We start from the raw sequence: 24,364 nt of genomic DNA, 5'->3' as shown, positions 1-24,364 counted from the left end.
GCAAGCACCCGCCCCTCATCCCGGCCTTCTCCCCGGAGGGGAGAAGGAGAAGTGCGGTATTACGCCACCACTACGGGGATTTTGCCGATGCGGGCCTGCCATTCTTTCGGACCCGTCTGGTGCACGGAAGTACCGGCCGAATCGACGGCCACCGTCACCGGCATGTCCTTCACTTCGAACTCGTAGATCGCTTCCATACCGAGATCGGCAAAGCCGACCACGCGCGACGCCTTGATGGCCTTGGACACGAGATACGCAGCGCCGCCCACGGCCATCAGGTACACCGACTGGTGCTTCTTGATCGCATCGATCGCCGCCGGGCCGCGCTCGGCCTTGCCGACCATGCCCAGCAGGCCGGTCTGTGCCAGCACCTGCTCGGTGAACTTGTCCATGCGGGTGGCCGTGGTCGGGCCGGCCGGGCCCACCACTTCGTCGCGCACCGGGTCGACCGGGCCCACGTAGTAGATGAAGCGGCCGTTGAAATCGACCGGCAGCGGCTCGCCCTTGTTGAGCATGTCGACCATGCGCTTGTGCGCGGCATCGCGGCCGGTGAGCAGCTTGCCGTTGAGCAGCAGCACTTCGCCCGGCTTCCAGCTGGCGACGTCGTCGCGCGTCACGGTGTCGAGGTTCACGCGACGGCCCTTGCTGGCGTCGTAGGTGAGCTTGGGCCAGTCTTCCAGCGACGGTGCATCAAGCGCGACCGGGCCCGAACCGTCCAGCGTGAAGTGCGCGTGGCGCGTGGCGGCGCAGTTCGGAATCAAGGCCACCGGCAGGTTGGCCGCGTGGGTCGGGTAATCCTTGATCTTGATGTCGAGCACGGTGGTCAGGCCACCCAGGCCCTGGGCACCGATGCCCAGCGCGTTGACCTTTTCGTACAGCTCGATGCGCAGCTCTTCGGCGCGATTGCTCGGGCCACGGGCGATCAGATCCTGGATGTCGATCGGCTCCATCAGCGCTTCCTTGGCCAGCAGCATCGCCTTCTCGGCCGTGCCGCCAATGCCGATGCCCAGCATGCCCGGCGGGCACCAGCCGGCGCCCATGGTCGGCACCGTCTTGAGCACCCAGTCCACGATGGAGTCGGACGGGTTGAGCATCGCGAACTTGGACTTCGCTTCCGAACCACCGCCCTTGGCGGCGACGATGACGTCCACGGTGTCGCCCGGCACGATCGAGACGTTGATCACCGCCGGCGTGTTGTCCTTGGTGTTGGTGCGCTTGCCGGCCGGATCGGCCAGCACGCTGGCACGCAGCTTGTTGTCGGGATCGTTGTAAGCGCGGCGCACACCTTCGTTGACCATGTCTTCCAGCGACAGGGTGGCGTCCCAACGCACATTCATTCCGACCTTGAGGAAGACGGTGACGATGCCGGTGTCCTGGCACAGCGGGCGATGGCCTTCGGCGGCCATGCGCGAGTTGATCAGGATCTGCGCCATCGCGTCCTTCGCGGCCGGCGACTCCTCGCGCTCATAGGCGGCGGCGAGATTGGTGATGTAGTCGACGGGGTGGTAGTAGCTGATGTACTGCAGGGCGTCGGCGACGGACTGGATCAGATCGTCTTGCTTGATGGTGGTCATGGCGTTTGCTTCGACTCCGGGGAAATTCGGCGTCGAAAACAGGCTGTCCACGACGCACAACCCTTCTATTGTGCCGCAAACGGCTCCCCGCCCCCAAAAGACCGCGCGCGCGGGTTTTCGCGACGGATCCCCGCCCCAGGAAAAAGCCTCCAACCAACCGCCGGCATGGCCAGCGCCGTAGGCCAGATGGTGAGCGCGAAACTTCTTTCGATGCGAAGTGAGGCGTGACGCGGATTTCGTTATTTCATGCGATGAATCAGGCACTTCCCGGCAACCCACCCGGGACGCTAGGTTCTCCCGGCCGGGCGGATGATGTCTTCAGGGGGCCGCGCGGTTGTTCGGGGAAGGTGACCAAATCCGTCTTACAGGCTCTCGCCGAAAGGCGTGGCGGCGTGCAATGCGTCGTCAACGCGCGGCCGGGGCTCCATTCACCCTGGAGAACAACACATGCTCTGGAACTTGCATCGCAAGACGCTCGCGGCCTCTCTCGCAGTACTGCTCACTTCCGTCTCTGCCGGCGCCAGCGCCGCAGACGTCAAGGCGGCCACCGATACGGGGCCAGCCAACAACTCGCAGATCATCAATGTCACGCTCGTCATGCGACTGCATAACCAGGAGCAGCTGGAGAACTACATCCAGCAGACGGTGACACCGGGCAACGCCAACTATCACCGTTTTCTTTCCACCAGCGAATTCGCCGGCAAGTACGGCGCAACGGATGCCGAAGTTGCGCAGGTGCAGAATTTCCTCAAGCAGAACGGCCTGAGCGGCACCGTGCTGGCAAACCGCATGGCGATCCGCACCAGCGGCACCATGGCGCAGTTCAGTGCGGCGTTCAAAACGCCCATTCACACCTTTACGTCGAAAGACACCGGCCGGTCGTTCCATCGCCCCACGCAGTCGTTGGTGTTGCCAAACGAGCTGACGAACTCGTTGCTGTTCGTTTCAGGCCTCAACAATGAACACAAGTACGCATCGCACGCCATCAAATCGGTAGAGAGCCGTCAGGCGGCCGCTGGCACAAAGGCGTTGGCGCGCAGCACGCTCACCGCCCCATCCAGCTCGAACGGCAACCCCACCGCAACCGGTACGCCGGGTGAGTTCACGGTCGGCGACGTCGCCAACATGTACAACATCAACCCGTTGTACGCGCAAGGCGTCAATGGCCAGGGTTCGACCATCGCCATTGTGACCCTGTCCAACTTTTATCCAAGCGATGCGGAGACCTACTGGAACGGCATCGGCCTGATCACTAAGCCCAACCGCATCACGCAGATCCATGTCGATGGTGGCGGCGCCTTTGATGGCGGCAGCGGCGAAACCTCACTGGATGTCGAACAGTCCGGTGGCCTCGCACCCTTCGCCGATGTGCTGGTGTACGACGCACCCAATGCCGGCAATGGCTTCACTGACGCGTTCATGCAGGCTGTGGTCGACAACAAGGCCGACACTATTTCCACCAGCTGGGGCCTGCCGGAGATCTTCAACTTCGCCGCGCTCAATGTGCCTGGTGCCAGCAATACCGATACGACTGATGTGGGCGATCTGCAGACCTTCCACCAGATTCTTCTGGAAGCAGCCGTGCAAGGTCAGTCCACGTTTGCCGCGAGTGGCGACTCGGGTGCCTATGACACCGTACGCGACCTCGGCGTGGGCACTGGCCCAGGCACGTATAACGCGCCACTGACCGTCGACTCGCCCGCATCGGACCCGTACATCACGGCAGCGGGCGGCACGACCGTACCCTTCACCTATCGCTTCCACCATAACGGCGTGGCGGGCCCGTATGCGTCGATCACCAAGGAGCAAATCTGGGGCTGGGATTACATCCAGAATTACTTCGACAAGAATTTCGGCAAGGGCTTGATCGATCTGTTCTCGGTCGGTGGCGGCGGTGGTGTCAGCGTGTATTGGCAGACGCCGGCGTACCAGTGGTTCACCAATGGCATCCGCCGCAGCGAGAAGAAGCAGACACTCACCTATATCGACCCCGTCGCCGGTGCGCAGACGCAGCTGGTATTGCCGGGCAACTTCCACGGGCGCAACGTGCCGGATCTTGCACTCAATGCGGACCCCGAGACGGGCTACATCGTGGTGTCGACGGTGGATGGCGGTGTGATCACCGGCTACGGCGGCACCAGTTTCGTGGCACCGCAGCTCAACGGCATCAGCGCCCTGCTGACCCAAAGCACCGGCCATCGTGTCGGCTTGTGGAATCCGCAGGTGTACTTCCTGCAGGACGCGTTCGGCTACGGCAAGTGGTCGGCCTTCAACGATATTCGCGAAGGCGACAACTGGTTCTACAAAGGCAAGAACGGGTACGAGCCGGGCGCGGGCATCGGCACGCTCAACGTAACCAACCTGGCGTTGCTGCTCAGCGTGTTCTGATAACGGCTTCAAAGACGGAACAAGGGCCGGCGTCGCCAGACGCCGGCCTTTTTTTCCGGGGCTTGCCGCCCGCCGCGCCACCCGCCATTCTCGGCGGAGTTTTCCGCAGCGGGAATTTCATGAGCGACTCCTCGACGTCCGGCGGTTACGTCCGCCGCCTCCGCCCGTGGGACGCGGCCATGATCGTGGTCGGCGGCATCATCGGCGGCGGTATCTTCCTCAACCCGTACGTCGTGGCGATGCGCACATCGTCGGGCTTGTCACTGCTGCTCATGTGGATCGGCGCTGGCCTGCTCACCTTGATCGGCGCGCTTTGCTATGCGGAGCTTGGCGCTCGGCGCCCCCACGCAGGCGGCAGCTACGTGTATCTGCGCGAAGCCTTTGGCCCGCTGGCCGGCTTTCTGTTTGGCTGGAGCATGTTGCTGGTGATCTACTCGGGATCGACGGCCGCGGTCGCCACGATCTTTGCGAGCTATGCGGCGTCCCTGTTCGGTCTGCCCCCCAGCGCCACCATGAGTCTGGCCATTGGCGCGTTGGTGTTCGTGGCGCTGATCAACCTGTTCGGACTGCGCCTGGGTGCCCAGGTGCAGAACATGTTCACCCTGCTCAAGCTGTTGGCCGTCGCGGTGCTGGTGGTCTGCGGCCTGTTGCTGGCCGGCGTGAGCGGCAACGGCGTCCTGGCCACCGACCCGCAGACCGTTGATGTGGGCTTCATGGGTGCGGCGCTGCCGGTGCTTTTTGCCTACTCCGGGTTTACCTACCTCAATAATCTCGCCGGCGAGGTCAGCGAGCCGCAGCGCACACTGCCTCGTGCCCTGCTGATCGGCATGCTGCTGGTCATCGCCGCCTATGCGCTGGTAAACCTTGCCTATCTCTCCGTACTGGGCCACGCGGGTCTCGCCGCCAGCCGTGCGCCGGCCGCCGATGTGATGCAGCGGGTCTTCGGCACCGCCGGGGCCAAGCTGATCGCCATCGGCGTGGCCATTTCCGCGCTCGGCTTCTGCAACATCACCCTCGTGGCAGGCGCGCGCGTGCTCCAGGTGATGGGTGAGGACGGCCTGTTTTTCCGCAGCGTGGCGCGCCTGCACCCCACCCACCGCACGCCCAACATCGCGCTGCTGCTGCTTTCGGGCTGGGCCATTGTGCTGGTGTGGTCGGGCAGCTACGGCCAATTGCTCGACTACGCCACCTTCGGCGACTGGCTGGCTTGTGCCTTCGGCGTGGGCACGCTGTTCTGGTACCGCAAGCGCGAGGGTTCGCAGGTCACGTTCCGCGTGCCGGGCTATCCGCTGCTGCCGGTGATCTTCATCGCCACCATCGGTCTGGTGATGGTGCAGAGCCTGCGTTCCAGCCCGATTAACACCGGCATCGGCCTGCTTATCATGGCGGCCGGCATCCCGGTCTACCTGGTCTGGCGACGCCTGTTCAGCCGGGTTACCTCCTAAGAATCGCGCTGCAATGCCACAATGCAGGGATAGCGAAGGAGAGTTCCACCGATGGCGAACGCGCAAGACCAGATCCTGACGCCCCAATCGAGCAACACCGTCGTGCCCGAGAAGGTACGCGAAGGGGTCGACCTGGAGATCAACGGCCGGAGTTACCGCCACACCGGCGATGACCAGATGCCGCTGCTGTGGTATCTGCGCGATGTGCTGCGGCTCACCGGCACCAAGTACAGCGGCGAGCACGGCGACGGCGGCTATGACCTGGTGCTGGTGGACGGCAAGCTCGCCTCCGCCATCAATCTGCCCCTGACCAAGCTCGCAGGCAAGTCGGTCACCACCGTAGAAGGTCTTGCCGCAGCCGACGGCAAGCTGCATCCGCTGCAGCAAGCGTTCGTGGACGAAGACGCCATTGGTTGCGGCTACTGCACGCCGGGATGGCTGATGGCTTCGCTCGATCTGCTCAATCGGCATCCGCAGCCGAGCGACAATGAGATCGACCAGTTGCCCAACCTTTGCCGCTGCGGGTGCCAGACCCGCGTGCGCAAGGCCATCAAGCGCGTTGCCAAGGGAGGCCACGCATGAGCGGGCACAGCGACAACACCGTGCAGCTCTCGCGCCGCCGTTTCCTGCAGGTGCTGGCCGGCGCGGCCGGCGCGCTGGTAGTGGGCATTCGCTTCGCCGAAGCCGCCGATCTGCCGGTGCCGCCCGCCTTACTGGGCGACACGCTGTATGGCCTCGGCGCTTATGTGCGCATCGATGCCGACGGCAATGTGGTCATTGGCGTACGCGACCCGGATACCGGCACCGGCACCTCCACGTCGCTGTCGCGCATCATCGCCGATGAACTCGATGCCGACTGGACGCGCGTGAGCGCCGTGCCGCTTGGCCTTGGGGTGGAAGACGACAACGGCAAACCGCACTGGACGTATGGGCATCAGGCCGGCGGCCTGGGCGGCGCCATTCCCGCCGCCTGGGCCGATCTGCGCGAGGCCGGCGCGCTGGCGCGATGGCTGCTGTTGCAGGCGGCCGCGCGTCGTCTGGGCGTGCCGGCCGATCGCCTGCGTTGTGAAGAGGGCTCGGTTATCTCGCCGGACGGCCGCCGCTTCGGCTACGGCACGCTGGCGGAGGCGGCAGCGAAGATCGCGCCGCCGAACGCGCCCGTACCACTCAAGACGCCCGACCACTACACCCTCATCGGTCAGCCGGCCGGCGACATCGATGCTCGCGCCATTGTCACCGGCCAGGCGGTCTACGCACTGGACAGTTACCTCGGCGACGCGCTGGTGGCCGTGCTCAGTCATTGCCCGTGGACAGACGGCTCAGTGGAAAGTCTGGACACCACCGAAACCATGGCCGTGAAGGGCGTGGTCAAGGTTGTGCCATTGAAACCCGAAGCAGGCGTGCCGCTAGGGCAAACGGTCCGCGCGCCCGCCGTAGCGGTGCTGGCTGAGAACACCTGGGCCGCGCTGCAAGGCCGGGCCAAACTCAAGCTGGCATGGAAGGCCGGCGCCCAGAGCGAAAGCAGCGCGTGGTTCGAGCAACAGGCCACCGACCTCATCAACGACAAGAACGCTGCGCCTACCACGCGCGTGCGTAACGATGGCGATGTCGACACCGCCGCCAAGAAAGCCGCACACCGCATCGAAGCCACCTATGCGCAGCCGTGGCTGGCGCATGCCACGCCCGAGCCGATGAACTGTCTGGCGCGCATCGACAAGGATGGCGCCATGCTGGTGGTGCCCACGCAGGCGCCGCAGCAGGCATGGAAAGTGGTGCAACGGTTGACCGGCTTGACGCCTGGCCAGATCGAGATTCGTGTACCGCGCGTGGGCGGCGGCTATGGGCGCCGGCTCGACCACGACTACGTCGCCGAAGCCGTGCTGCTGGCCAAAGCCGTGGAAAAGCCGGTGAAGCTGATGTGGACCCGCGATGAAGACCTCACGCAGGACTATTACCGCTCCGCCAGCGTGCACAAGTTCAGCGCCACGCTCGACGGCAAACGCCAGATCATCTCCTGGAACCAGCGCATGGCCAGCGCATCTGCGCTGACTCAGCGCGGCGTGCCTGACGATCGCCTTTGGACGTCCGAAGTGGACGCGCATCAATTGCCCGCCGGACTCGTGGCGAATCTGCGCAACGACTGGTATGCGCTCCCTTCGGTGATGCCACGCGGCCCCGCCCGCGGCATGCCGCACCTGAGCAACGCGTTCGCCGTCGAAAGCTTCGTCGACGAGATCGCCCACTCGCTGAAGGAAGATCCACTGGTCACGCGTCTGCGCCTGATTGGCGAGCCGCGCATGATCCCGCTGGGCGACGGCCGCACGCTCGACACCGGCCGCCTGATCAATGTGCTCAAGCTGGTGGCAGACCGCATCGAGTGGAAAAACTGGCTGCGCACAGTCAACGGCCTCGGTATCGCCTGCTGGCATATCAACGGGACCTACGTGGCCCACGCCATCGAAGCATCGCTGCAAGGCGACCGCCTCAACATCGAGCGCGCGGTCTGCGCGGTGGACGTCGGCCGCGTGATCAACCCGACGGGCCTTGAAGGCCAGATTGCGGGTGCCACGCTCGATGCCTTGTCCACGGCGCTCAATCTCTCCGTCAGCTACAAGGACAGTCAGGTCCAGCAGCACAACTGGAAGGACTACCCACTCGCCAGCATGGCGCAGTTGCCCGACACCACCGAGGTCATCATGGTGCCAGGGGATCGTGACCCTTCCGGCGCCAGCTTCCTCGCCATGCCCACTGCGGCGCCCGCGCTTGCCAACGCGGTATTCCGCGTCAGCGCGGTACGCGTGCGCCGGCTTCCGTTGCTGAAAGAAATGCTGCGCATGCTGTAAACGACACGGGCCCTTCGGGGCCCGTGCGTTGTTTATGACGGCCTGACCGTCCTTGCACCACGCACGGCAACGTCCTGGCCTGACGGACAAACACCCGGCCTATCTGCCACATTCGTCATGAAACCGTGTATCGGCTCGCCTAGGGCCCGTTCACATGGCCCGCGTGGCCCGCGCCGAAAGCTTTTTGCCTGCCAGATAAGGATGAGCGAGGAAGTGTATGTCGATACACACCCGAGCGAAGACGCAGGATGGTGGGCAAAAGGATCCGGCCCGGTCGGTTGCAGGTGCGTGCAACGCGGAACAGTGTGAAAAGACCCCGGCGATACACGGTTATGCTCGCATCCACGGAACGTGCATCTTTTCCGTCTTAGGATGCTGTTTCGGCGGCGGTGGCCGGTTTGGCCGCGCCCTTGTAACAAAGGACCATCAATGCGCCGTTGCCTTGCACTGACCGCGTTGCTGTTGCTGTGTACACATGCATTGGCAGGAGCGCCATCATCCCCTACTCCATCCGCTGCACCGTGCGTTGGCCTCGTGCTTGGCGGCGGCGGCGCGCGTGGCGCGGCACATATCGGTGTACTCGAAGTGCTCGAACGCGAGCACATTCCGGTTTGCCGCATTTCCGGCACCAGCATGGGCTCCATCGTCGGTGGCCTGTACGCCGCCGGCTACAAACCGCTGGAAATGCAGGACATCGTCACCACGCTGGACTGGAATGACTTGTTCTCCGACGATCCTGCGCGCGCCGAGATGCCAATGCGGCGCAAGGACAACGACTATCGCTATCTGCTGAATTTCGAGGTGGGCTACAAGAACGGCCGCATCGTGACGCCGGCCGGCGTGGTGCAGGGACAGAAGCTGTTGTTGCTGTTGCGCCGCCTGTTGCTGTCCACCTGGGACGTGCATGACTTCGACCAGCTGTCCATACCGTTCCGCGCCGTGGCCACCGATATCGTGGCGGGCAAACCGGTGGTGTTCGCCTCGGGCGATCTGGCTTTGTCGATTCGCTCCAGCATGTCGGTGCCTGGTGCATTCGCACCCACCAATGTGGACGACAAGCTGCTGGTCGACGGCGGCCTGATGGACAACGTGCCCATCGACGTGGTGCGCAGCATGGGGGCGCAACGGCTCATCGTCGTCAATGTGGGTTCTCCGCTCGCGACACGGGACGAGCTGACCAATCCGGTCGCCGTCCTCAACCAGATGGTGAGCGCGCTGATGGAGGAGAAAACCCAGCGCCAGCTCCAAACGCTCGGCCCGGACGACATCCTTATTACCCCTGCACTCGGCACCATGAGCGCCGCTGAATTCAATCGCGGTGCCGAAGCCATCGCGATCGGGCGTGCGGCGGCGGAAGCCGTCCTTCCCCGGCTGCGCGCGCTCTCCGTAGGGCCGGAACAATGGGCAAACTATGTGGCCCAGCACCGCAAGCGTGACTTCGATCCCGGGCTGGTGGCCTTTCTCAACGTCGACACCAGCCACACCGACAACGCGCATTACGTAGAACAGCGTCTGTCCAAGGATGTGGGCAAGCCTTTCGATCCGGCCAAACTGGAGAAGCAGATCGGCAGTGTCTATGGCGCTGGCGAATATCAATCGATCGACTATCGCCTGCAGCAGAAAGATGATGAGCGCGGCCTGCTGATCATTCCCCGGGACAAGCCCTGGGGCCCGACCTACGGCAAGGTCGGCTTCGAGCTGAATGATGATTTCAAGGGACGCAGCGAATATCTCATCTCGGCCCAGGTAACGGCGACCGAGATCAATCGCCTGGGCGCGGAATGGCGCAATACCGTATGGGCTGGCCGCTTCGGTGGCCTGGAAAGCGAGTTCTATCAGCCATGGGGGCATGGCTCATCGACGTACATCATGCCTTTTGGGCTGCTGCGCAATGAGGACTATCCCTACTTTGTCGACAACGGCAATCAGCAGCTGGCCGAGTACCGCATCAAGCGGCGATATCTGGGCGTGGAGACGGGCTGGACACCTTCCACCAACATGCGCCTGTACACCTCCTTTTCGCGGGGACGTGACAATGGCGATCTGCGCATCGGCAACCCCGCCGACTTCTTCAACGATACGGTGGACTACAGCGTCGCCAAGATCGGCATCGACTGGGACAATCTGGACAACGCGCAATTTCCCACCCGCGGTGCGCACATCAACTTCGACTACGATTTCTACCGGCCGTGGCTGGGCGGCACCAAAACAGGCGATGTGGCCCGCCTCGACGTTGACTGGGTACCCGACTTTGGCCTGGCCGACAGCCGCTACCACCTGCTGCTGGGCCTGCGTGCGGCGAGCGCCATCGACAACGCCAATTTCTTCGAAACACAAAGCTTCCTTGGCGGCTTCCTCAATCTGTCGGGCTACCCCGAGCGCTCGCTATACGGCAACCAGTCGGCGTACGCGCACGCCGTGCTGTACCGGCGAACCGGCAGGATGGATGGGATTTTCTCTACGCCCGTCTATGTCGGCGCCAGCCTGGAGGCGGGCAACACCTGGCATGACAAGAGCCAGGTCGAACTCAATTCATTGCTTTATGCCGGCAGCCTGTTCCTCGGCATCCAGACCCCGCTTGGGCCGTTGTTCCTGAGCTACGGCTACGGTGAGGGCGGGCACTCGTCGGTCTATCTGACCTTCGGCTCGCTGCTGCGGCCGCGCCCGTGAACCCAGGCACGCCCTGACGGTATCAACACAGGGCGGCAAAGGCCGGGCGCCTGCGCAACGTCAATCGCGCGGCGTCCACAATGGCGGTCACACAATGTGCCGCCGCCCTCGAAGGCGCGACCTATACCTGGAGCCAATGTCATGAAACCGATGCGTCTACTCATGCTGGTCACCGGGCTGGTGCTCAGCGCCTGCTCGAGCATAAGCGTCACGAACCAATGGCGCGACCCGTCTTGGTCAGGCCCACCGGCTTCCAGCGTGGTCGTGGTCGGCATATCCCGCAGCGACACGATGCGCCACATTTTCGAAGACACCTTCTCGCAGCAGCTGCAGGCGGCCGGCCTGCAGGCGTCGCCGAGTTACACGCAGATTCCCGCAGGCACCACGGGTGCCGTGCGATTGCGTGACCTGGTGAAAAGCAGCGGCGCACAGGCCGTACTGGTCACGCGCGTGCAGCGCGTGGAACAAAAGATAAGCGTGACACCGAGTGGCCCGATGTATGGCGGCTTCTACGGTTGGTACGGCGGCGCGTGGGCATCCGTCCCTGATGTGCACCAGTACGACGTGATCACGCTGGAAACCAGCGTGTGGGACGCCAAATCCGAAAAGCTGGTCTGGACGGTGACCACGCAGGGGATCGGCAGCAACGACGTCCCCAAGGCCACCACCGAGCTGGCGCAGACGCTGATTCCGAAGCTCAGGGCCGACGGCATCCTGCGCTAGGCACAGGAGACTCTGAACTGTTTCGTGTGCCCAGCCGACTGGATCGGCCCGTCATGTCTATTCAGAACGTCAGGCCGCACGGCATGCGCGCATGCCGTGCGGTGATCACCTAACGCCGGAACCCGCCCCGGAAACCGCCACCACCAAAGTGGCCGCCGCCAAACGAGGGACGGAAGCCTCCTGGCTGACCGTGGAAACGATCATTGAAGTTGCTGCGGTCAAACGACTGGCCTGAGGGCTGGTGCTCACCGAACGATGCGTTGCTGTTGGCCCGATCACGCGCCAGCCTGTCGTTGTTGGTACCTGCGCCATCCGGCCCATTGGCCGAGCTGAAATTCCCGCCCGGGTTCGCCTTTTGCCAGCCCTCGCCAGGGTTGTACCGGTACACGTTGCCATCGTGGCCCGCGTACACCTGATCGTTCACGTTGACCACACCACCGTGATTGACCTGCCCGGTAGCGCGGTCGTAGTTCACGTAACCGGCCCCGCGCGCATCGCCACCTGCGCCCTGCGTGTTGAACGCGCCCGCAGCGCTTGCACCTTCATTGGTCCGCCCTGCGATGCCGGCCTGCTGAGTGACACGCCCCGTCTCGGTATTCACCACCGTACGCTGACCGCCAGCAACGGCATTGCCCGTATACGGGTTCACCGCTGCGCCGCCCTGCCCCATGACTGCGCGGCCGGTCTGCGGGTTGTAGCGAATGCCGCCGGCCGCACCTGACGTGACGCCGGTGTAAGCGTTGGTGTTGCGCCACGCATAGCCCTGGCCATGCCCGCCAGTGATCGAGTTGACATACCCGCCGCGCACGCCGCCGCCGTAGTTGCCTGTCCATGGGTTATCCCAGGCTACGCCTCGACCGGCCACCGCGCTGTTGCCCCAGCGACCATAGATATTTGCTGCAGAGATCGCACCGCCCCAGTAACCGGGGTAGTAGCCACCCCAGTAACCCCACGGGCCCCACCATGGTCCGTACCAGGCGGATGCCCAGGCGGCGCCCCATGCGAAGCCGAAGGCCCAGCCTTCCCATGGCGTCCAGCCAAAGGACACATCAAATCCGTAGGTGGCCGGGCATCCGTACCACGCATTGCCCACCCACGAGTTGCAGGCGTAACCGGTGCCGTACACCACGACGCCATCACTCACCACGGTGCCGTAGTAACCCGGCGAGTAACCGACATAAACCTGATTGTCCGAATGGCCGTAGACATAAACATAGGTGACGTAATGCAACGGCGAACTGGCGGGAATCGAATAGATCACGGCGGGCACGTCCAGCGCCACCGACCAGGGACCGGTCGCGCTGCCGGCGGTAAACCACACACCGTTCTGCACCGCGTAGTAAGCGGTGGGACTCACCTGGATGACCGGCACCGGCGTGTTCCACGCATAGGTAAGCGTCGTGCCATCGATCGGTTTGAACTGCGGCGTGCCGTCATACGTCAGATGCAACTGTGTCGTGCTGGTGTTGACGGCTGCTGTCTGCGGGATGCTGTTGGCAATCAGCGATTCCTTCGCCTCCGGCGTGCCAGGAATGGATGCCAGCACGGCGCTCTTGGGGCTGTCGGAAGGAATATTGGCGAAGTCAGCGGGAAGATCCTTGCCCGACACGTAATGCCAGGGCCCTTTGGACGACTCCGCCGTGAACCAGCGGCCAGAGATCAGCACATACCATGCGGCACCGTGCGTTTGATCGACAAATACATCGGACGACGTATTGGCAACGTAGGCGAGCTGCGTGCCGGGAATCACGTCGAACTGTGGATCGCCATTCACCATGATCAGTTCGGACGGCTGCGTGCGCACCACGATGTCGGGCAGCTGGCCGGAAGCGAGCACCTGTTTCAGCGCATCCGACGGATTATCCAGCGCATCCGCCTGCTTGTCCTTCACGACGACTCCGCCTGCCTGCACGACAGCCGAAGGTGGTGTTCTCACGGCCATCCAGGGGCCATCCAGCGTGGACGACTTCACCCAGTGACCGGCGAACTTCAGGTAGTACTGTCCGCCCTGCTGCAGCAGCAACGAACGCGTATTGACGATACGGCTGACACCGCTCGAACTGGTGGGCCGCGACGCGGGCGTGCCATCGATCAACACGAGCAGGGCCGGCTTGAAAGAGAAAATTATCTCCGGCGGCTCATTGCGCACGGCGACGTTCTTCACTTCGCTCTGTTCCTGACTGATCGCCAGCGATGCTTCCAACGTATCGAGGTCAGCCACCTGGTTGCCGCGACCAGCAACGCTTTGAAGCACGTCTTTGAAATGATCTTGCCGTGCCGTATTGGTCGGGAACGACACCTTGTCGATCGTCACATTGATCAACGTGACCTGCCGCGCCATTTTGTCCGTGAGGGTGTGTGCCGAGAACCAGGCCACGCCGTAGGCCATGACGTCATGCGACTTGCCGTCACTGCCAAGCTGCGTACCCGTTTTCACTTCGACTGCAACGCGTCCCTTCAACTCATAGCCGGTCCAGCTATCGAGCTGCGGGTGATGAATGATCAGATGCTCGCCATCGACATCAAACGTGTGTGGCCAGGGCCGGGAATCCGCCGTGCTTTGCGCCGGCGCAGGCCCATGAGTGGGCGTTTGCTGAGCCAGACCCGGATCGTTCATAACCAGGCCCAGCGCCAATACCAGGGCAGACCAACGCGCTATGTACATGATGTACCTCAAGGCGAGAGACCCTCGTCATCTCTGCGGCTCGCGCGGAGGCAAGGGCGTGGCTGTGACGCCACCGAGCATGCGGTGCGATACGCATGATCGATAGCGAAATTGTTCGAAGCGTTACTAGGTAGATCTACCTAACACCGGCAGACGGCACGGGATGGCTGCATTGCCTCATCGCGTGCCGATGAGGTGGACCGAAGGCCGGCTACTTGTCTTCGCTGATGACCAGCTCACCAACGGTAATGCCCATCTCCAGCCCGTGCCCCACGCCGGCAAGGGCCAGCGATACGACACCTTTGGTAAGCACCTGGACATCGCCCTCTTTGATCGCAGTGCGCGCGTTGACATTGGCGTAAGCGCCCGGCACTTCCGCGATGGAGTGCAACGCAGTGAACACACCCGTACCGTCGTCAATGTTGGAACTGCCAACGGAAAGCCCGCCGCCGTGCGCCTCGAGTTTCACCTTCATCGACTGCCCGTTGCTGCAGGTCACCACGCCCTTACCAGTCACGTGCTCATAAATGAGGGACCAGCTGCTGAGGCTGAAATGCAGTTTGCAATCCAGCGCCTCACTGGCGCGCGCACGCGGCCCGGCAAGAAGGCTGGCAAATAGCAGAGGAACGAGCAGGTACGATTTCATGCTTCAGGCTCAGGCAACCAAAGCCGCAGCCTAGCCATCGGCCCGATCGGCGTGCCATCGCGCTTTTCCTACGCTACGACGCGCAGAAGTACCCACGTCTGCGCTTGCACACGCCATGCCGTGCTTACGTCAGTGGAACTGATCGCTCGCAGGAACCCACGTGCTGCCGCTACGTGCCGGGCCCGTCGGTATGACAGCCGGGTCCACCTGGCAGCCTGGCGGCAGGGGACCGCCTGCAACACGAGCAGCCGCACACTGAGCACTATTGTCCAGCTTGATGGTCGCCATATTGGGCGCTGCGCTGACAGGCGCCGGCGGCGGAACCAAGGGATTGGTCGGTGCGAGCTTCATCTTGTCGTAGACCACGTCGTCCAATGGCTTGGGCGGCGGATCACCGCTGCCGCAACCGAACAGCGCTACCGGGAACAGCGGCATCACCACGCACTCCACACGCACGCCGCGCGGCAAATGGAAGGTATGCCGCAGGGTGGTCTTTTCCACCGCATGCCGCAGTGCAGTGTCGATCGAGCTTTCGCCTTCGGGCGTCCAGTCCTTTTCGAAGCGCGTGGACTGATAACCGATATTCGGCGTGCCGTGCGACATGATCTCGGTGTTGCCGTGCGGCTTGAGCTGCACGTACGTGCCATTGACACCTTCGGACTCACCCTGCCCCTTGCTGCCTTGGCCGTTCCCCTGGCCCGGCGGCAAGTTGAGGTTGAGACCCTTACCGCCAGCCACGCTGGGCGACTGGTTCACGCCGTTGGGCTGGCCCGGATTGCCCGAAGCACTGCCTTGCGGCGTGGCATTGGGCGCGCTGCTCGCACCGCTTTCACCGGGCGCGCTGCTCGATTCGCTACTGGCCGTGTTTTCGCTGGCACTCGGCGAACTCGCCGCCTGCGATGCCGACGGTGCTGAAGGAGCGGCGGCACTGGCCTGCGTGGGCGCCGCCACCGATGGTGTTTCGGTGGATATCTGCGGGCGTTCGATGGAAGGCCTGGTGTCCAGCGCAATCGCCTTGGGTGCCACCGTTTCCAGGCGCGGTGCCTGCGGACGCTCCAGACTCGGTTGCGGATTGGGGGGCAGCGGTACGGCTTCCAGTTCCGGCTCTTCCGCCACGCGAATCGCGGGCGACTCCACCTTGGGTTGTTCGCGCGGCACGACCGGTGTGACCTTGTTGGGTTGCGGCTGCAGGTTGACCGTGGGCGCGGCCTGCGCGGGCAACGGCACAGCCTGCAGTTCCGGCTCCGGCGGCGACGCAGGCTCTTCGGGCCGTACGGCGGGCGCGATGCTGGGTTTGGTCGCGGCAGGTACCGCCTTTTCCATCGCGATGGCCGGTGGCGTCACCATCGGTGCCGATTGCGGCGGCACCTCGGGAATCGCCAGCGACGCCGGCGGCGGCATTGCCTGATTGCCTTCGGCCTGCGGCTTGCGCACGGGCTCGGGCTGGAACTTCGGCGGCACCGGTTTCTCTACCGCCGGCGCTTCCATCGCGACCTGCGGCGGCTCGGGCGCCACCGGCACCGGCTGCAACTGCTCGGCAGGTGCCGGCTTGGGCAGTGTTACCGGTGGCAGCGGTGCGGCGGTGATCTCTGGTTTCGGCGTGCTGGCCTTGGGCACTTCGGTGACCACCGGCGTCTGCAACGCAGGTACCGGCACCGGCGCCAGTTCGTTGTTGGTGCGCGTGGAGGATGTGCTCTGACGCGCCGTGTGCGGCGCGTTGCTGGCGTTGCCGTGATGTACCGGCCCCACCTGCTTCGGTGGCGTGCCGCGCACAGGCGGAGGTGGCGGCGGCTCTTCCTTGTTCTTCTCGATCAGGCGCACCACCAGCGGAGGGTTCGACTCATTGAGCTCCTCCGTTTCATAAGCGGGGCCGAGAATGGCGCCAAACAGAAACACGAGATGGATGATCAGCGCGCCGGCCAGCGCCAGGATGCGCAGCCAGCGCTCGCGCGGCTCTTCCGCACGGCGGCGTCGATAGACGGACGCACTCTCCGACGCCGACTTGGGCGATGGTAGCGTCACTGTCAGCCGGTCTGCGGATTCCCTGTCCATGCGTGCAGTTTAGCGGGCGCGGCGGGCGTTCTGAGAAGCCCTGTGCCGCTTACCCGCCTCCCTGATCATTCCGATGCGCGCGCTCCTGCATCTCGGCGTCCACCGAGCGCGTGGGCGTGTCAACCGGACAGCCATGCGGCAATGGCTTGTTCGCGCGATAGATCGCTATGCACTCTTCGACACTGGGCGTCGGGGGCGCGGGAGAACCCGGCGCCAGCTGACTGGCTGGTGCCATATTCATGCGCATGTCGCCATCGTTGGATGGCGGCGGTGGTGGCGGGTCGCCGCCGCAACCGCCCGCTAGCGCCGCAAAGGTAATCGCGCAGTGAAGGCGCACACCCGGAGCAATGTGGAAGGTGTGTTTCACCGTGGTCTTGTCGGCGGCTTTTTTCAGCACATCGTCCACTACGCTGCCGCCGCCCTGCGACCAGTCCTTCTCAAAGCGCGTGGCCTGGTAGGTGACCGGGCTGTTGTGCTGCATCACCTTGGTGTCGCCCTGAGGACCTCGTTGCACATAGCCAGGCGCTTCAGGCGCCGACGCCGTGCTGGAAGGCGAAGGCAGCATCACGCGCCCCGCTGCGTCATACAGCGATGGAGACGGCGGTACAGAGGCGGCAGGCGCAGGCGGCGATGGCGGCAGGCTTACCGTCATCGCGTTCCTGGCGGGCGGCTCGTGCACCACCGGCGGCTTGACTGCGGGTGGCACGGCAGGCGTTGGCTGAGGCGGTGGCACCGGAGCAGCTCCCGCTACTTGGGGCGGTGGCGATGGCGCCGGTCGCGGAATCAACCGCACCTGCAAGGCATCGCGATGCCTGCGCTCCGATGTTCCCCAGTCCGGCAACGATCGCATTTCGTGCCACGTCAGCCAGATAAACAGCGCGTGCAGCACCAGCACGATGCCCACCACCAGCCAGTGGCGCCCGCGTTGAGGCGGGGCCTTGCGCCAGCGAAGTTGATGCAGCAACGCGCGTGTGGGGCCATCGAGAGGCGCCAGCCCCCGGGTATCGGCCCCGGGCGGCGTCCAGCGATGGTGTTCGACCTGCTCAGTGTGTTCGATGGGGATTCCCTTCTGAGACGGGGGATCTGCCTCGCGCCGGCTTCCTGCGGATGGCGAGGGTGGATGGGAGACTTCTGCTGACAAGCCGGGCGCCCCAAGGGTTCCCCTTCCCCGCAGTGCAACTTGACCCCGCCGGGCAATGGTTCAAGGCTATGCAAACGGTCACCGCGACCGTACCCGCCATGACCGCCCCCGCGTCCCGCACGCCTGGACGACCATGACGGCCCGCCATCGTCAGCCGCTTGCGCGGCTTCGTGCGGCGCCGCAGGTCATCGTCGGCACGATTCCGCGCCTCGCCAGAGGAGGGTCGCATCGTGTCGTACAACACGGAAAACATCCGCAATATCGCACTCGCCGGACATGCCGGCGCCGGCAAAACCACGCTGTTTGAAGCCCTGCTGCATGCTGGCGGCGTCATCCAGACCCAGGGTTCGGTGGAGCGTGGCAGCACGCAGTCGGATACGGATGAACAAGAAAAGGCGCGCGGGCATTCCATTGACACCGCCATCGCCGGCGTGCCGTTTGGCCATAGTCACATCAACCTTGTCGACACTGCCGGTTATGCGGATTTCCGCGGACCGACGCTTTCGGCATTCGCCGCGGTGGAAACCGTGGCCATCGTCATCAACGCCACCAGCGGCATCGAATACGGCACACGGCGCATCATGGAACGCGCTGCCGAACGCGGCCTCGCCCGCGTGCTGGTGGTGAACAAGATCGACTGCGACGGCGCCAAGCTAAGTGCTCTGGTCGATGCCCTGCGCGACGAATTTGGCACGCAATGCCTGCCGGTGAACCTGCCGGCGCAAGGCGGCAAGCAAGTGCTCGACTGTTTCTTCCACAGCGACGGCTCCACGGATTTCTCCTCGTTGGCCGACGCGCACCAGCGCATCATCGATCAGGTGGTGGAGATCAATGAATCGGTGATGGGTCATTACCTCGACGCAGGTGAGGGCGATCTGAGTCCACAGGAATTGCACGACGCCTTTGAGCAATGCCTGCGCGAAGGGCACTTGATTCCCATCTGCTTCGTCAGCGCTCGCACCGGCGTCGGCGTGAAAGAATTTCTCGACCTGGCCGATCGCCTGTTGCCCAACCCCGCGGAAGGCAATGCCCCACCCTTCCTCAATGGCGACGATGAAGCGATTACGGTCAATGCCGATGGCCGGCAGCACGTGATTGCTGACGTTTTCAAAATCGTCAACGATCCCTTCGTAGGCAAGCTCGGTGTGTTTCGCGTATGGCAAGGCACGATACGGCGCGACACGCAGCTGTTTATCGATGACAGCAAAAAGGCGTTCAAGGTGGGACATCTGTTCCGCCTGCGCGGCAAAGCGCACGAAGAGGTGGATCAGGCCATTCCCGGCGACATCGCGGCGATCGCCAAGATTGAAGAGATTCATTTCGACGCAGTGCTGCACGACTCACACGACGAAGATCGCATCCATCTGCAGCCGGTGCGATTCCCGCAGCCGATGTTCGGCCTCGCCCTCGAGCCCAAGCACAAAGGCCAGGAGCAGAAGGTCTCGCAGGCGCTCGTGCGACTGGCTGAAGAAGATCCGTGCTTTCGCGTAGAGCATCACAAAGAGCTCAATGAAACCGTCGTGCGCGGGCTTTCCGACCTGCATCTGAAGGTGATGCTTGAACGCATGAAGGAGCGCTATGGCGTTGAAGTGACCACGCATCCGCCGCGCATCGCTTACCGCGAAACCATTGCTGGCCGCGCTGAGGGACATCACCGGCACAAGAAGCAAACGGGTGGCGCAGGTCAGTTTGGCGAAGTGTTTCTGCGCGTGGAGCCGCTCGATCGCGGTGCCGGTTTCGAGTTTGTCGACGCCATCAAGGGCGGCGTGATTCCCGGGCAGTTTCTACCCGCCATCGAAAAAGGCATTCGCCAGGCGCTGGAAGCCGGTGCGATTGCCGGCTACCCGATCCAGGATGTGCGCGTCACTGTGTACGACGGCAAATACCACCCGGTGGATTCCAAGGAAGTGGCCTTTATCAGCGCGGGCAAAAAGGCATTCCTCGATGCGATAGGCAAGGCGCGGCCGATCGTGCTGGAGCCCATCGTCGACGTTGAGGTGGCCATTCCCGAAGCCAGTGTGGGCGACGTCACCGGCGGCCTGGCCGGCAAGCGCGCGCGCATCCTCGGCACCGACTCGCTGCGTGGCGGCGAGCTGGTGATCAAGGCCCAGGCGCCGCTGGCCGAACTCACCGATTACCCCACCGAGCTAAAGGCGATGACCGGCGGCCGTGGACGTTACAGCCTGGATTTGAGCCATTACGAACCGGTGCCGCCACCGGTCCAGAAGCAGCTCACCGAGGCATGGAAGCCGCACGTGGAAGAAGACTGACGGGTCGCATCCGGCCGGCAGGCGCGGTCCCCACCGTGCTGGCCGGCTCTGCGAGCGACGCTTGAGGCGCGGCGAAAACGCCGCCATGTAACCCCATAGAACATGCGCCACAAATCGGGCGCTGGAGGCATGCAATGAGCCGCTCCTTCGTGAAGGATGCGGACGAGTCCGCGGCCGAACGCCTGCCGGATATCCCGCTAAGCGAACATCCCAACTACGTCACGCCACAAGGGCTGGCGCAGCTGCGCGCGCGGTTGGTCGCGGCGCGGGAACAACGCGATGCCTTGCACGCCTCCGGCGGCGAGACCCTGCCGCAGCAGCGCGAGTTGGCTGCCGTCGAACGCGACCTGCGCTGGCTCAACGCGCGCGTCAGCAGCGCCATTGAAGTGATGCTGTCGCAACAGCCACGCGACCGCGTAGCCTTCGGTGCCCTCGTCACCGTTGACAGCAACGAAGGCCAGGCACGCTATCGCATCGTCGGCGAGGACGAGGCCGACGTGGAACATGGATTGGTGAGTTACGTATCGCCGCTGGCCGCCGCCCTGCTGGGCGCGCGCATGGGCGATGAAGTGATGTGGCAGCGACCGGCGGGGGACCTAAGTATCGAGGTGATCGGGATCGACTATCCCGATGACACGTGACGCTGTCGTCGTTTGTGGGAGCGCCCCCTGTGCGCGACGTGGAGGGCGCGGCTAAGCACAGCCCTCACACATCGCCGAAATGCGTTACTTACAAGCGAGCATCATCCGGAGTACGCCTTAGCCACGCGGTCGCGCACAGGGTGCGCTCCCACCGGTTCAGCGCCTGGACTTGAGCAACGTACCCGTGCACTTCTTGGAGCCACAGCGGCATTCCCACAGCTTCTTGAGGCGCGCCGTATGCGGCATATCCAGCGTGATGCCGTAGTCGTAGGTCAGCTCTTCGCCCGGCTTGATGTTGCGGATGGCTTCGATCAGCACGCGGTCCTTGCGCGGATCGCCACTGGCGCTTTCCTCGATCAGGGCCTGGCAGTTCGGATCGCAGCTGTGATTGATCCAGCGCGCGGTGTTGCCCTTGCGGTTGGCGTCGATCAGGTAGTCGTCGTTGAGCGTGAACAGGAAGGTGTGCCCCGTTTCGCCGCCATCGCCGTACATGACATCGGCTTCCGCATGCGTCATCAGGGTGCCCTTGTACTCGACGATTTCCTCGCCCTTCTTGATGGGAGCGACGGCGAAAACACCATTGCCATGGATGGGCGAGCGACGGGCGGCGATGCGACGGGTCATGGGCAAACAAGAGTCATGAGGGGAGCCCGCGATGATGCCTGTTGCGCTGCGCAATGGGAACCTCCCGGCGCCAGCACACTCCACTACGCAGGCGTGATCGCATCCACAGTGAGATCACAGGTCAGGGGTGCCCCCGGTGGACAGACGCCAAGGTCATCCTGCTAAGATTCAAACAATCGTTTGAGGTGAATCCATGGGACGAGTGCTTCGCTATGTAGCGCTGGGTGTTCTGGTGGCTGGCCTGGTGGCTTGCGGGCCGCCGCGGAAGAGCGTTTTTCCGCCCACGGTCAGCATCCAGGAAATGACCACACAGGCCGATGGCCAGTGGCGGGTCACCGTCCGCATCCAGAACAACAGCTACGGCGAGATGGACTTCACGTCGATCGACGGCGAACTGAAGGTGGCCGACTTTGTGCCGGTGCGCCTGCACGGCCGCTTCGATCGGGATATTCCGGCCTTCGCGGCCGACGTCATCCAGATCAACCTGCTCCCCACGCCTGAGATGACCGCCGCGCTCAAGGCCGCTGCCATCAAGGGCAGCGCCGGCAGCGTCCCTTACAGCGTGAGCGGCACAGCCAACGCCACGCCTGAGCAGGAAAAAAAGGCTCGCGATTTCAATTTCCACGGCAACGACTGGCTCTCGCCGGTACCCGGTATCCCCAACACCTGGCGCTGATAAGCAGCACCCGTATGACCAACACAGGAATTTCGCCATGACCATCTACAAGGCTCCGCTCGACGACCAGCGTTTTGCTCTCTTTGACGTGCTCGGCGCCGATGCCGTTCTTACCAAGCTGACAGGCGGCGATGGCCATACGCGCGACCTGCTGGACGCCGTACTCGAAGAAGCCGGTCGCCTGAGCGAAGCCGTGCTGGCCCCTTTCAACGCCAGCGGTGACGAGGAAGGTTGCCACTTCGACAAGGCCACCCACACGGTGACCACGCCCAAGGGTTTCAAGGAAGCCTTCAAGGCCTTTGCCGAAGGCGGCTGGACCGGCCTCACCCAGGCCGAACATTTCGGTGGCCAGGCACTGCCGAACGTGGTCGGCACCGCGACCACCGAGATCTTCCAGTCCGGCAACCTGTCGTGGAGCCTGTATCCGCTGCTGTCGGAAGGCGCCTGCCATGCGATGGAAATCCATGGCACCGAGGAGCAACAGCACACCTACCTCAAGCCCATCGTGGAAGGTCGCTGGACCGGCACCATGTGCCTGACCGAGCCGCAGGCCGGCTCCGACCTTGGCCTGCTGAAGACCCGCGCCGAGGCCGGCGAGAACGGCAGCTGGAAGATCACCGGCACCAAGATCTTCATCAGCGCCGGTGAGCATGATCTGGCCGAGAACATCATCCACCTCGTGCTGGCCCGCCTGCCCGACGCACCGGCCGGCAGCCGTGGCATTTCCATGTTCATCGTGCCGAAGTTCAAGGTGAATGCCGATGGCTCGCTGGGCGCGCGCAACAGCGTTGCCGCCGGCGCTATCGAGCACAAGATGGGCCTGCGCGGCTCGGCCACCTGCGTGATGAACTTCGACGCTGCCGAGGGCTACCTGATCGGCCAGCCGCACAAAGGCCTGGCCGCCATGTTCACCATGATGAATGCCGCCCGCCTTGGCGTGGGCGTGCAGGGCCTGGCGCTTTCCGAGCGTGCACTGCAGAACAGCACCAACTACGCGCGTGAGCGTCTGCAGGGCCGTGCGCTGTCGGGCCCGAAGTTCCCCGAGAAGCCGGCCGACAACTTGATGGTGCAGCCGGACGTGCGCCGCATGCTGCTGACCCAGCGGTCCATCGTCGAAGCCTGCCGCACGCTGCTGCTCTACACCTCGCTGCAGACCGACGTGGAAGCCCGCGCCGCCGACGAAGCCGTCCGCAAGGAGGCCGGTGAGCTGGTGGCCTTCCTCATTCCCATCGCCAAGGGCGTGGTGACCGAGCTGGCCCAGGAATGCACCAAGGAAGCGCTGCAGGTGTACGGCGGCCATGGCTACATCGCCGAGAACGGCGTCGAGCAGTTCGTGCGCGACGCCCGCATCATCACCCTGTACGAAGGCACCACCGGCATCCAGGCCGCTGACCTGCTGGGCCGCAAGATCCTCCAGCTGCAGGGCGCCGGCTTCAAGCTGTTCCTGCAGGAGATCCAGGCGTTCTGCCAGCAGCACGCCCAGGATGTCGCACTGGCCAGCCTGATCGGTCCGTTGGCCAAGCACGCCAAGGAATGGGCAGACCTCACCCTGGCGCTTGCCAAGCGCGTGATGGCCAACCCGGAAGAACTGGGCGCCGCCGCCATGGACTACCTGTACTACTCGGGCTACATCACCCTGGCGTACATGTGGGCACGCAGCGTGGCCGCACTGGCCAACAGCAGCCAGCAGGAAGCCTTCAAGCAGGCCAAGCGCGATTCGGCAACGTTCTACTTCGCCCGTATCCTGCCGCGCAGCCTGACCCACAAGGCAGCCATTGAGGCCGGCGCGGACACCATCCCCGCTATCGCCTGACGTAACTCCCAAGAGGGCCCCTCCGACAACGGAGGGGCCCTTCTTTTTTTGTGAGAGCACACCCTGAGCGCGACTGACGACACGGCTTGTTCGCCGCCAGTCGCGCGCAGGGTGCGCCTCCACCGCGTGGATTCTCTTCTTGCTTTCGGGACTACCGCCGCCGCGCGGCTGGGTGTAGAAACGACGCACCCTT

The 24,364-nt window shown here is 63.9% G+C and carries 16 protein-coding genes; 10 read left to right on the top strand and 6 right to left on the bottom strand.

Going from position 1 to position 24,364, the window contains the following annotated elements:
* Positions 1-59: 59 nt before the first annotated feature.
* A complete protein-coding gene (locus tag OQE56_RS13210) occupies positions 60-1,574 on the bottom strand; it encodes a fumarate hydratase (protein WP_267224966.1) in 1,515 nt (504 codons plus the stop codon).
* Positions 1,575-2,021: 447 nt separating this feature from the next.
* Between OQE56_RS13210 and OQE56_RS13205 the strand changes: the two genes are divergently transcribed.
* The 6 genes from OQE56_RS13205 (at position 2,022) to OQE56_RS13180 (ending at position 11,643) form a co-directional block, all read left to right on the top strand.
* The gene (locus tag OQE56_RS13205) at positions 2,022-3,962 is read left to right on the top strand and encodes a S53 family peptidase (protein WP_267224965.1); all 1,941 of its coding nucleotides are present in this window, start codon (positions 2,022-2,024) and stop codon (positions 3,960-3,962) included.
* Positions 3,963-4,081: 119 nt separating this feature from the next.
* Positions 4,082-5,407: an APC family permease gene (locus tag OQE56_RS13200; RefSeq protein ID WP_267224963.1), complete on the top strand. Its 1,326-nt coding sequence runs from the start codon at positions 4,082-4,084 to the stop codon at positions 5,405-5,407.
* 51 nt (positions 5,408-5,458) lie between these two features.
* Positions 5,459-5,989, top strand: a complete 531-nt coding sequence (locus OQE56_RS13195) for a (2Fe-2S)-binding protein (protein ID WP_267224961.1) — start codon at positions 5,459-5,461, stop codon at positions 5,987-5,989.
* Positions 5,986-8,250 carry a xanthine dehydrogenase family protein molybdopterin-binding subunit gene (locus OQE56_RS13190; RefSeq protein WP_267224959.1) on the top strand — a complete coding sequence of 755 codons (2,265 nt, stop codon included), beginning with the start codon at positions 5,986-5,988 and terminating at the stop codon, positions 8,248-8,250. Before OQE56_RS13195 ends, OQE56_RS13190 begins: the two co-directional genes overlap by 4 nt.
* A 429-nt stretch (positions 8,251-8,679) precedes the next feature.
* Complete coding sequence (locus OQE56_RS13185; RefSeq protein ID WP_267224957.1) at positions 8,680-10,920, top strand: patatin-like phospholipase family protein; 2,241 nt, start codon at positions 8,680-8,682, stop codon at positions 10,918-10,920.
* Between the two features lie 141 nt (positions 10,921-11,061).
* The gene (locus OQE56_RS13180) at positions 11,062-11,643 is read left to right on the top strand and encodes a DUF4136 domain-containing protein (RefSeq protein WP_267224955.1); all 582 of its coding nucleotides are present in this window, start codon (positions 11,062-11,064) and stop codon (positions 11,641-11,643) included.
* A gap of 109 nt (positions 11,644-11,752) precedes the next feature.
* On the opposite strand, the gene OQE56_RS13175 is transcribed toward OQE56_RS13180, so the two are convergent.
* From OQE56_RS13175 to OQE56_RS13160, 4 genes are all read right to left on the bottom strand, one after another.
* A complete protein-coding gene (locus OQE56_RS13175; protein WP_267224954.1) occupies positions 11,753-14,308 on the bottom strand; it encodes a hypothetical protein in 2,556 nt (851 codons plus the stop codon).
* Between the two features lie 211 nt (positions 14,309-14,519).
* The gene (locus OQE56_RS13170) at positions 14,520-14,954 is read right to left on the bottom strand and encodes a hypothetical protein (RefSeq protein WP_267224952.1); all 435 of its coding nucleotides are present in this window, start codon (positions 14,952-14,954) and stop codon (positions 14,520-14,522) included.
* A 129-nt stretch (positions 14,955-15,083) separates the two neighbouring features.
* Positions 15,084-16,976 (bottom strand): hypothetical protein, encoded by a 1,893-nt coding sequence (locus tag OQE56_RS13165; protein WP_267224950.1) that lies wholly within the window; start codon positions 16,974-16,976, stop codon positions 15,084-15,086.
* A 79-nt stretch (positions 16,977-17,055) separates the two neighbouring features.
* The gene (locus tag OQE56_RS13160; RefSeq protein WP_267224949.1) at positions 17,056-18,147 is read right to left on the bottom strand and encodes a hypothetical protein; all 1,092 of its coding nucleotides are present in this window, start codon (positions 18,145-18,147) and stop codon (positions 17,056-17,058) included.
* A gap of 230 nt (positions 18,148-18,377) precedes the next feature.
* On the opposite strand from OQE56_RS13160, the gene fusA reads away from it, so the two are divergent.
* The gene (fusA, locus tag OQE56_RS13155; protein WP_267224948.1) at positions 18,378-20,417 is read left to right on the top strand and encodes an elongation factor G; all 2,040 of its coding nucleotides are present in this window, start codon (positions 18,378-18,380) and stop codon (positions 20,415-20,417) included.
* 134 nt (positions 20,418-20,551) lie between these two features.
* Positions 20,552-21,058 carry a GreA/GreB family elongation factor gene (locus tag OQE56_RS13150; protein ID WP_267224947.1) on the top strand — a complete coding sequence of 169 codons (507 nt, stop codon included), beginning with the start codon at positions 20,552-20,554 and terminating at the stop codon, positions 21,056-21,058.
* Positions 21,059-21,214: 156 nt separating this feature from the next.
* Here OQE56_RS13150 and OQE56_RS13145 read toward each other — a convergent pair whose 3' ends face one another.
* Positions 21,215-21,682 (bottom strand): SET domain-containing protein, encoded by a 468-nt coding sequence (locus OQE56_RS13145; RefSeq protein WP_267224946.1) that lies wholly within the window; start codon positions 21,680-21,682, stop codon positions 21,215-21,217.
* A gap of 193 nt (positions 21,683-21,875) precedes the next feature.
* Here OQE56_RS13145 and OQE56_RS13140 point away from each other — a divergent pair, with 193 nt between their 5' ends.
* On the top strand, positions 21,876-22,358 hold the full coding sequence (locus OQE56_RS13140) for a hypothetical protein (RefSeq protein WP_267224945.1): 483 nt from the start codon (positions 21,876-21,878) through the stop codon (positions 22,356-22,358).
* 37 nt (positions 22,359-22,395) lie between these two features.
* Positions 22,396-24,171 carry an acyl-CoA dehydrogenase C-terminal domain-containing protein gene (locus tag OQE56_RS13135; RefSeq protein ID WP_267224944.1) on the top strand — a complete coding sequence of 592 codons (1,776 nt, stop codon included), beginning with the start codon at positions 22,396-22,398 and terminating at the stop codon, positions 24,169-24,171.
* Positions 24,172-24,364: the final 193 nt, after the last annotated feature.

This window comes from Dyella silvae (genome assembly GCF_026421305.1).
GTDB classification, from domain to species: domain Bacteria; phylum Pseudomonadota; class Gammaproteobacteria; order Xanthomonadales; family Rhodanobacteraceae; genus Dyella; species Dyella silvae.
The sequence above is the reverse complement of the archived record's forward strand: the minus strand, read 5'-3'. Positions and strand labels throughout refer to the sequence as shown.

What these genes read in the sequence shown, in the direction of transcription:
- OQE56_RS13210 (WP_267224966.1), bottom strand. Translation starts at nt 1,574, where the DNA reads ATGACCACCATCAAGCAAGACGATCTGATCCAGTCCGTCGCCGACGCC.
- OQE56_RS13205 (WP_267224965.1), top strand. Translation starts at nt 2,022, where the DNA reads ATGCTCTGGAACTTGCATCGCAAGACGCTCGCGGCCTCTCTCGCAGTA.
- OQE56_RS13200 (WP_267224963.1), top strand. Translation starts at nt 4,082, where the DNA reads ATGAGCGACTCCTCGACGTCCGGCGGTTACGTCCGCCGCCTCCGCCCG.
- OQE56_RS13195 (WP_267224961.1), top strand. Translation starts at nt 5,459, where the DNA reads ATGGCGAACGCGCAAGACCAGATCCTGACGCCCCAATCGAGCAACACC.
- OQE56_RS13190 (WP_267224959.1), top strand. Translation starts at nt 5,986, where the DNA reads ATGAGCGGGCACAGCGACAACACCGTGCAGCTCTCGCGCCGCCGTTTC.
- OQE56_RS13185 (WP_267224957.1), top strand. Translation starts at nt 8,680, where the DNA reads ATGCGCCGTTGCCTTGCACTGACCGCGTTGCTGTTGCTGTGTACACAT.
- OQE56_RS13180 (WP_267224955.1), top strand. Translation starts at nt 11,062, where the DNA reads ATGAAACCGATGCGTCTACTCATGCTGGTCACCGGGCTGGTGCTCAGC.
- OQE56_RS13175 (WP_267224954.1), bottom strand. Translation starts at nt 14,308, where the DNA reads ATGTACATAGCGCGTTGGTCTGCCCTGGTATTGGCGCTGGGCCTGGTT.
- OQE56_RS13170 (WP_267224952.1), bottom strand. Translation starts at nt 14,954, where the DNA reads ATGAAATCGTACCTGCTCGTTCCTCTGCTATTTGCCAGCCTTCTTGCC.
- OQE56_RS13150 (WP_267224947.1), top strand. Translation starts at nt 20,552, where the DNA reads ATGAGCCGCTCCTTCGTGAAGGATGCGGACGAGTCCGCGGCCGAACGC.
- OQE56_RS13145 (WP_267224946.1), bottom strand. Translation starts at nt 21,682, where the DNA reads ATGACCCGTCGCATCGCCGCCCGTCGCTCGCCCATCCATGGCAATGGT.
- OQE56_RS13140 (WP_267224945.1), top strand. Translation starts at nt 21,876, where the DNA reads ATGGGACGAGTGCTTCGCTATGTAGCGCTGGGTGTTCTGGTGGCTGGC.
- OQE56_RS13135 (WP_267224944.1), top strand. Translation starts at nt 22,396, where the DNA reads ATGACCATCTACAAGGCTCCGCTCGACGACCAGCGTTTTGCTCTCTTT.